This window comes from Bacillus sp. BB081, from assembly GCF_008368895.1.
GTDB lineage: Bacteria > Bacillota > Bacilli > Bacillales > Bacillaceae_G > Bacillus_A > Bacillus_A wiedmannii.
In genome coordinates, this window is sequence record NZ_QOZX01000043.1 from 46,704 (window position 1) to 54,873 (window position 8,170).

Sequence of the window (8,170 nt, forward strand, 5' to 3'; positions counted from 1 at the left end):
TTTTACTATACAGCTTGTAAAAACAAAATGCATAACATTATGTACGTTGTTCATGAAATTGACACAAACATTCGTAAAACCGCTTACTATTTTCACAACATTCTTATTATAGCACAGAGAAAAACTATGGTTTAGCTACTTTTGACTTTTCTCCTTCGCGATTCGTTTGTGTGTTATATGGTACAACGTAAAAACTCGGTTTTGAAAAGATGTTAACGAACTTTTCTTCATATTCCCCGGCACCATTTACAGTTGCTACATGCGTATGGACTCCGTTTTCTACTCTATAAATACGATACATAATTCTTTCATCTGGAAGTGGTGTCCAGCTTAATTTTGCTTTAAATAAACCGAAAGGGCTAAACGCTAATTTCACTTTTACATCTTCAATTTTGCGCAAACGAATCGGAGCACCGATTGTTTCCACACCTTCTGGTTTCATAAACTGCTCTTTCTGTTCCACATTTGCCTTCGTTAAAATTTTCTTAAACAATTTCGTTGCTGACGCACTTTCTCCTTGCAACTGATGCTCTTTATCCGTACGGTCATAACCAATCCAAACAGCACCTACTAAATTTGGCGTATAGCCAACGAACCACATATCTCTAGCTCCATTATCGTCATTCGGTAAGGAAGTTGTACCTGTTTTCCCAGCTAATGCACCGCTATATATGCCTGCTCTTGCTGTCCCTTCCTTCACAACCCCTTCTAACATTTTTGTCATATACCATGCCGTTTGTTTCGAGAAAATTTTCGTTTCTACTTTTGGCGATTCTCCAATAACTGCGCCGTGTCTATTTAACACTTTATCAATCACGTGCGGCTCAATAATAGCGCCATTTGCTAAAAATGCACGATACATTTTCACAAGATCAAATGTTGAAACACCATTTTTCAGCCCGCCAAGTGCTGTACTTAAACCAGCATCGGCAATATGAACATTTCCTTTCTCTAAATATTGCTTTCCTTCTTCTACCCCTAACTCATTTAATAAAGAAACTGCCGGCACATTTGCTGACTCTAAAATCGCATCGTACATCGTCATTTCTTTCGAATACGCATGGTTATAATTTCGGGGTTCATAGCCTTCAAATGAATTTCTTTCATTCGTCAATAAAGAATACGGATTATACTTTTTCGTTTCGAGTGCTGGTGCATAGACGATAAGTGGTTTTAGCACAGAACCGGGCTGTCTTTTTGCGAAAATACGATTAAAGCCTCTCGGGACGTACTTTCTTCCGCCAATCGCCGCTTTAATTCCGCCCGTACGATTATCCATTAATAAAAAAGCACCTTGCGCCCCCTCTTCTTTACCAGGGAAATTCCTTGCATCTTGAAACTGGTTATACGCTACCTTTTGAATCTTTTCATCCATCGGTACGACAAACGTATATCCTCCGCGCAGTACTTCTTGATGAGACAATCCGTATAAACGAGCTGCTTCATCTATAACCATATCAATATACGGCATATATGCGAGTTCATTCTCGTCTAAGTTTTTATATAAAGCAATTGTCTTTCCTTGATAACGTACACTATCTTCGGCAGTCAAATAGCCTTGTTTATGCATAAGTGACAATACGAGATCACGCCGCTCCTTACTTTTCTCTGGTGAGAAATACGGTGAATATCCGTTTGGCGACTTCGGAAGACCTGCAAGCATTGCGCCCTCTTCTACTGTTAAATCTTCTACATTTTTATTAAAATACAACTTTGCTGCTGCTTGAATACCGTAAGCTCCATGGCCAAAATAAATATGATTCATATACATTTCAAGAATTTGTTGCTTCGTATATTTTTGCTCTAATTGAAGGGAAATTGCGACTTCCTTCAATTTACGCGTAACTGTTTTTTCACGAGTTAAAAAAACGTTTTTAGCAAGTTGCTGCGTAATGGTACTACCACCTTCGACCTTTTCTCCAGCTAACGTATCTTTATAAAGAGCCCGGAATATAGACGGGTAATCAATTCCTTGATGCTCATAAAAACGAGAATCTTCCACCGCAATAAACGACTGCTGCACGTATTTTGGAATTTGCTCGATTGGTACGAGCTCTCTATTTTCTACGTATAATTTCGTAATTTCTTTCCCTTTCTGGTCAACGATACGTGATGAAGAGTGGAAAACGAGCTGCTTTTCATCCATCATATAGCCACCAGCTAACACAATAAGTTTATAAAGTACAATCGCTAATACGAGCGTTGCTAATCCACCTAATAAAGTCCACTTTACTTTCTTCATACATCGGCCTTCTTTCCAAATGATGGTACATTTATTATTTGAAAAAGAAGTATCTTTATGTATATAATCTTCGAAGTTTTTTACGAGAGTTGATATAATAGAAACAAACAATTAAGGGGGCATTAAAATGAAGGCTATTATTTCATACGAAACACCTCTAGAACAAGCACATTTCACTGCAAAAAATAATGAAAAAGATATGTTTTATAAAGAAAATACAGAAGAATCTGTAGAAGGTTCTCTTCAGTATGACGTACTAGACGCTGTTGGTGAATTTAAAGGACAACCTGGCTACATCGTTTGTAACAACATTTCTGTCACAGACGAAGGTCGCCCTGTATTTGAAAACCGTTTTAAAAACCGCGCAGGCCTTATCGAAAACGAACCAGGATTCCAAGCGATCCGCGTTCTACGTCCATTAAGTAACGATACATATGTCATCTTAACGATGTGGGAAACGGAGCAAAACTTTAAAGACTGGACAGAATCACGTTCATTCGAAAATGCTCACAAAAAACGCTCTGCACAAGCAGAAGGACAAGGACAGGCTCAGGCGCATCCACATGCAGAGCAGCAGAAAAGTATTTTCTCTCGTCCGTCATTTGTGACTACTTTTGATGTGTTAGTTTAGGTTTTGGAGTTCGGAGTTTGAAGACCACGGTATGTGAAATTATATCAACGATTTTCCGAATATATCTATCATATCTTTGAATATATCAACGATTTTTTCAATATATCGACGATTCGACAAAGAATATCGACTTATCGACAAATGACGACATAAAAAAGGAAACACCGTTACACGCCGGTGTTTCCTTTTTCTTTGTACCAATTATATATACGAAGCGCATCTTCTTTTTGCATATGCTTCACTTTGTAACGATGCCCCGCTACCGATACCACTGCTGTACATAGCTCGTCTTTCTTTTGAAAATACGATTGATTGTATCCTACTGCTTGAACATGCCTTCTTCGCATGATTCCTGTATATTTTGCTAGGCCTCGGTACACCATTACTAACTGATTGTCTCGTATCATATATCCACCACTTTTATACCGGGCATATGCAAGTAACGTAAATATGATAAATAGTGGTATTAAAGTGAATAACGCCATATTTTGCTTAAAATATATACTCGTACCGACGATCGGCACAGCGAGTATCGCACTTGTAATCCAGCCCATTATTACGTAACGGCGTAATGCGACCTCCGGTAAATGAACGATTTTCTCTTCCATTTCATACGGCAACTGCAAATATGTAAGTAACTGCTGTACATCTTTCTTTTTCATAAAAGGATGTAGCATCACTTCATGCCCTGCTGCTTCTATACTTTGAATGACTTCCACTTCGACAGAGCAATAACCGAAAGGCTCGCGGAGAATTCCTTCTTTCACCGTAATTGCTTGAATGCGATGTAATTTTAAAACAAACTCTTTCTTATCAAATAAACCTTGCACGATGCGAACTTCATTTCCGTTTCGCTCTATTTTAAAGTTCGCATATTTTAACGCATAGCCAGCTGTCGAAACGACCCACGAAACCGCCATTAAAATCGCGGCCATAACGATTAATTCATATACACCGTTATCCATCACATACGCTTCCACTTTATTTATGAGCCATTCTGGAAGAAATTGATTAAACTCTGTGTAAATAAGAAGTAATCCAGAAAACACTAATCCGAATCTACCAGACGTAATGGAAGCTACTAAAATCTCTTTCATCGTTAACTGATAAATCGTCTTACTTTCTTCTGCCATGGGTACTTCTTCACTTGCAGCGCTTCTTTTTTTATTTAATAAGGCAATTAGTTCCTTCGCTTCATCTTCTTTAATACCAGCTAACATCACTTCCGGCTCACTACCACCGCCCGCTACTTCTATGTTTAATTTCGTCAGTCCGAGCACTTGATAAATGATGTTAGAAGACGTACTAATATTTTGCACACGTTCTCTATTTAAGTAGCTTTCCTTCTTAACGAACACACCGTGCTTTATATGTAAAATATTATTTTCAACCCAGTACACTTTGAAATACCATTTTATAGCTGAGAAAATTGCCATAATAAATAATATGGCCAAAAGAACAAGATGTAAGAAATACCAAGGTTTTACTTCACCATCTGAATGAAATAAAACAAGAAAAATAAAAGGCAACAAAGTCGCAATTCGAATACCTAATAAAATTGTGATCGGATGTTGCCTCTTATACATCCTCATCACTCACTTTCGCAAGTTCTCCAATTTGTCTTTTCAGCTGCTCTGCTTCTTCTTTCGTTAAGCCTGGAATACTATGAGAAGTTGCCGCTGTTGAAATATGTAATTCTGCTAAATTATACTTTCTCATAATTGGGCCCTGTTCAATCGTTACGTGCTGCACACGCATCATCGGAATAAGTACGCGTTTTACAACGAACATTCCCTTTTGAATCTCAATCTCTTCTTCATTTAATCTGTAACTATAATAACGTTGACGTAAATTTGGAAACACAAAATAATCAAGCGGGATAAATGTAATAGCGCCTGTTACTAGCAAGCCAAACAACCAGCCCCACCAGTTAAAATTGATCATAAAAAAGAAATACGCAATTACGACTGCTAGTATAACTGCCGCCCCAATTAAAGCGTGGATTCGCCACACTTTCAGCATATTAGAATGAATCTCCCTTTCTAACGGCTGCATCTCATCACTCCAATTATATGAATGTATTAATTATATATTAGTTGGTATATACATATTTGTAAAATTACCCCGCGTTAACGGACAGTAAAAATCCCCAAAAATTTCAGCTGGAGCAAAGAAGTTAGGTGGGCGTCGGGCTGCCCGTAAACGTCCGATTGGTGAGGGCTAATAATCAGTGGGGATGAATCCCCCACTGATTAAAGTTTCACTTTATAGTTTTCTACATCGTATCAATCATTTCCTTAAAATTCCCTTCATTAATCGAATACACTTGAAACTGAATGTAATCTATCTCATTCGTATCTGGTTTAGCAAATGGCAAAATGTTAAATCTCGCCGCTGATCTTCCTAACATATCTACAATCATTAAAGAAACGTCAATATATTCGAAGTCTATACAGAATACTACTGCTTCTCCCGTAAATTCATAATCTTTAATCGCATCATAGGACTTATTCGCACTAATGAGCATCACTTTTAATAGTTGGTTCAAATTTTCTGGTTTAAAATTAATCATATATACAGCTCCTTTTTTCAACAAAACACTACAAAAATAGTGTAATCTTATACTTTCATAGCTTCACACATCAATTATATTAAAAATAAAGCTAGTTTTTTATATATTTTTTGATATAATTACATACGGGAAACGGGAAGAAATTTGTCTTCCCTTGTGTTTTTATTTGCATCTAGTACTTTTGCTAGATGCCTTTTTTTATGCTAAAAAGGTACCCTCATATACTTTGAGGATACCTTTTCCATCAACTTAGTGCACTTCAACAATTGTACCATCTTCGAATACTTTAAATACACCAGTAAATCCTGGTCCACCTGCGCCTTCTATTTTATATGTCGTACGCGCTCTAATTTGATAATATTTCTTTCCATTCTCTACTTGCGTATTCTCTAGCGTGTAATCATAGTCTTCTTTATATTCATTTTTGATATATGCTGTAGCTTTCTCAAAAGTAAATGCATTTTGATTCTTTCCTGTCTCTACTTTTTGGTTCTTTTCTGCCTCAGTTTTTTCGTTCTTTTCTGTTACTACCTTCTGATTCTTTTCTGCCTCAGTTTTTTGAGTCTTTTCTGTTGCTACCTTTTGGTTTTTTTCTGCCTCAGTTTTTTGAGTCTTTTCTGTTGCTACTTTTTGATTCGTTACTGCATTTGTTTTTTGTGCCTTCGCTGCTGCTTCATTCTTTTCAGTTTTTTCTTCTTCATTCATTTTAGTAACTAATCCTACCGCTTTTTTATTATATTCTTCAAGATTCTTGTTATCTTTTGTTTCTGCAACTAGCTTATTTAATATCTCTTTCGCTTCTGCATAATTTTTCTTACTTATTAACTCTTCACTTTTCGTCAGTTGCTCGCTATACTTCTTTTTTTGCTCTAAGATGGCTAGTAATGCTGTTCGTTCTTCCTTTGCTTGTTTTACAAGCGTAGCATTTCCATTCTTCATGTTCTCTACTTTTTCAAATGACTTGATTGATTCTTCTACCTTTGTTTCTTCTTTTAACTTCACTGCTTCAATCATTACTTTCGTTTGTTCTACAAGCGTCTTTGCATCTGAATCGTCTTTTTTCTCATCTAGCGCTTTTTCAAATGATGATAAAGCATTTTTATATTCTTTATTCGTTAACGCGGTCTTTCCTTCATCCATTGCTTTGTCAAAATTCCCATTACTACACCCAGCTAACATTAAAAACGTAAGTCCAATTACCATTAATAACTTTTTCATTTTTTCTCCTCCTATATATCCCTAAAACGATAACAGCATATGTATAAAAGTCTGTGTAGTAATTAGACTGAAAATAAAGATGTACTTTGTGTGTGGGAAAGGAAGTACATTTCATTTACTATCATTACTTAAAACTCCTAAATAGTTGGTAGTTGGTTTTCTTCTTCTTTTAAAGACAGAAAGGAATTTTAATAATGTGCGTAAAGCTCTCACCAGGCTCTTTACTACACACACTCTTATACACATAGAAAAACTATTTTTAGGTTGCTATTTTTTCAGCTTTACTTTTTCTCCCTTTGTAACATACTGATAAACAAAAGAAAACAAACCGTAACATAAGTTACTGTTTGTAACTATTCTGTAACACGAATGTAACATAAGACTTTTAAACATACAATAGTTTTTTTACATTATTTTCCCCTATCTACCTTTTAAGGTGTAAATACAGTGCTAAAACGAGTTTCATCTCCCACCTGCTATTGGACTATCATCCTTTGAATACTTTAGGAAAAAGCTCTCTTTCTTAAAGTACTCAAATTAATTACATAGATAACTCTTTTTTCCCCAAAACATTACGAAGGCCTTTAACCTTTTATTTTCACATTAAATATATATAGCTATTTTTTGATATAACCATATCAAGAAAATAGGAAGAACTTTTTCTTCCTTTTTGTTGATATTTGCATCGAGTTCTTTTGCTAAATATTTTTTATGCCAAATAAAAAAGGTATCCTCCAATACTTTGAGGATACCTTTTCATTTTTATTATCTCTGCTGTTTTCTACCTAATACGAGCAATCCAAAACTCATCATAATAAGAAGTGCTCCCATATATGGTTCCACAGGCATTTTCTGTCCTGTCTTCGGTAATTCTTTTTCAGGCTTCTCTGGATCCGTTGTTCCAGGCTTCTCTGGATCCGTCGTTTCTGGTTTCTCTGGATCCATTGTTTCTGGTTTTTCTGGATTCGTCGTTTCTGGTTTTTCTGGATCCGTTGTTTCTGGTTTTTCTGGGCCTGGTGGTGCTAAAGAAGTCAATTTGTTTAATACTTCTAATTGAACTGGACTTATCATTCCTTTTGTAATTTCAAATGGAATTGGATTAGTTAACTTTTCATAACCCTTTGGTGCTTCTACTTCTACAAGTGTGTAGTGACCTACAGATAAGCCTGAGACTTTCGCTTTTCCTTCTTTATCTGTTGTTACTTTCGTTACTACTTTGCCTTTTTCGTCATGAACTTCAAACACTGCCCCTGATAATACATTCTTACTTTCAGCAGCCATTTTTGTAATTTCTACTGAACCTTTGTCTAACTGTTCATTCTCTACTTTTAGTAATAAAACTTCTGTCATACCTTTTTTGATTTCGAATGATACTGATTCTGTTAGTTTTTTGTAACCTGGTAAACTTTCCGTTTCTACTAATTTGTATTTTCCTACTGATAGATCTGAAACTTTCGCTTTTCCTTCTTTATCTGTTGTTACTTTCATTACTACTTTGCCTTGCTCA

The 8,170-nt window shown here is 36.0% G+C and carries 7 protein-coding genes; 1 reads left to right on the forward strand and 6 read right to left on the reverse strand.

All coding sequences use genetic code 11. The features are described from left to right. Positions 1 to 124 precede the first annotated feature (124 nt). On the reverse strand, positions 125 to 2,242 hold the full coding sequence (locus tag DN394_RS19330) for a transglycosylase domain-containing protein (RefSeq protein ID WP_098704875.1): 2,118 nt from the start codon (positions 2,240 to 2,242) through the stop codon (positions 125 to 127). A gap of 127 nt (positions 2,243 to 2,369) precedes the next feature. Between DN394_RS19330 and hmoB the strand changes: the two genes are divergently transcribed. Then, positions 2,370 to 2,873: a heme-degrading monooxygenase HmoB gene (hmoB, locus tag DN394_RS19335; RefSeq protein ID WP_097918298.1), complete on the forward strand. Its 504-nt coding sequence runs from the start codon at positions 2,370 to 2,372 to the stop codon at positions 2,871 to 2,873. Between the two features lie 167 nt (positions 2,874 to 3,040). Here the strand turns inward: hmoB and DN394_RS19340 are convergent, their stop codons facing one another. The 5 genes from DN394_RS19340 to DN394_RS19360 all read right to left on the reverse strand — a co-directional run. Continuing rightward, complete coding sequence (locus DN394_RS19340) at positions 3,041 to 4,459, reverse strand: PH domain-containing protein (RefSeq protein WP_098110619.1); 1,419 nt, start codon at positions 4,457 to 4,459, stop codon at positions 3,041 to 3,043. After that, positions 4,452 to 4,928 carry a PH domain-containing protein gene (locus DN394_RS19345; RefSeq protein WP_001182715.1) on the reverse strand — a complete coding sequence of 159 codons (477 nt, stop codon included), beginning with the start codon at positions 4,926 to 4,928 and terminating at the stop codon, positions 4,452 to 4,454. The genes DN394_RS19340 and DN394_RS19345 overlap by 8 nt, the downstream gene beginning before the upstream one ends. Before the next feature lie 220 nt (positions 4,929 to 5,148). Beyond that, entirely contained in the window at positions 5,149 to 5,445 is a 297-nt protein-coding gene (locus tag DN394_RS19350) for a hypothetical protein (RefSeq protein ID WP_046958365.1), read from the reverse strand. 249 nt (positions 5,446 to 5,694) lie between these two features. After that, entirely contained in the window at positions 5,695 to 6,663 is a 969-nt protein-coding gene (locus tag DN394_RS19355) for a hypothetical protein (protein WP_098110620.1), read from the reverse strand. Positions 6,664 to 7,428: 765 nt separating this feature from the next. Next, positions 7,429 to 8,170 (reverse strand): MSCRAMM family protein (locus tag DN394_RS19360; protein ID WP_149294147.1); only part of this gene is annotated, 742 nt, incomplete at its 5' end.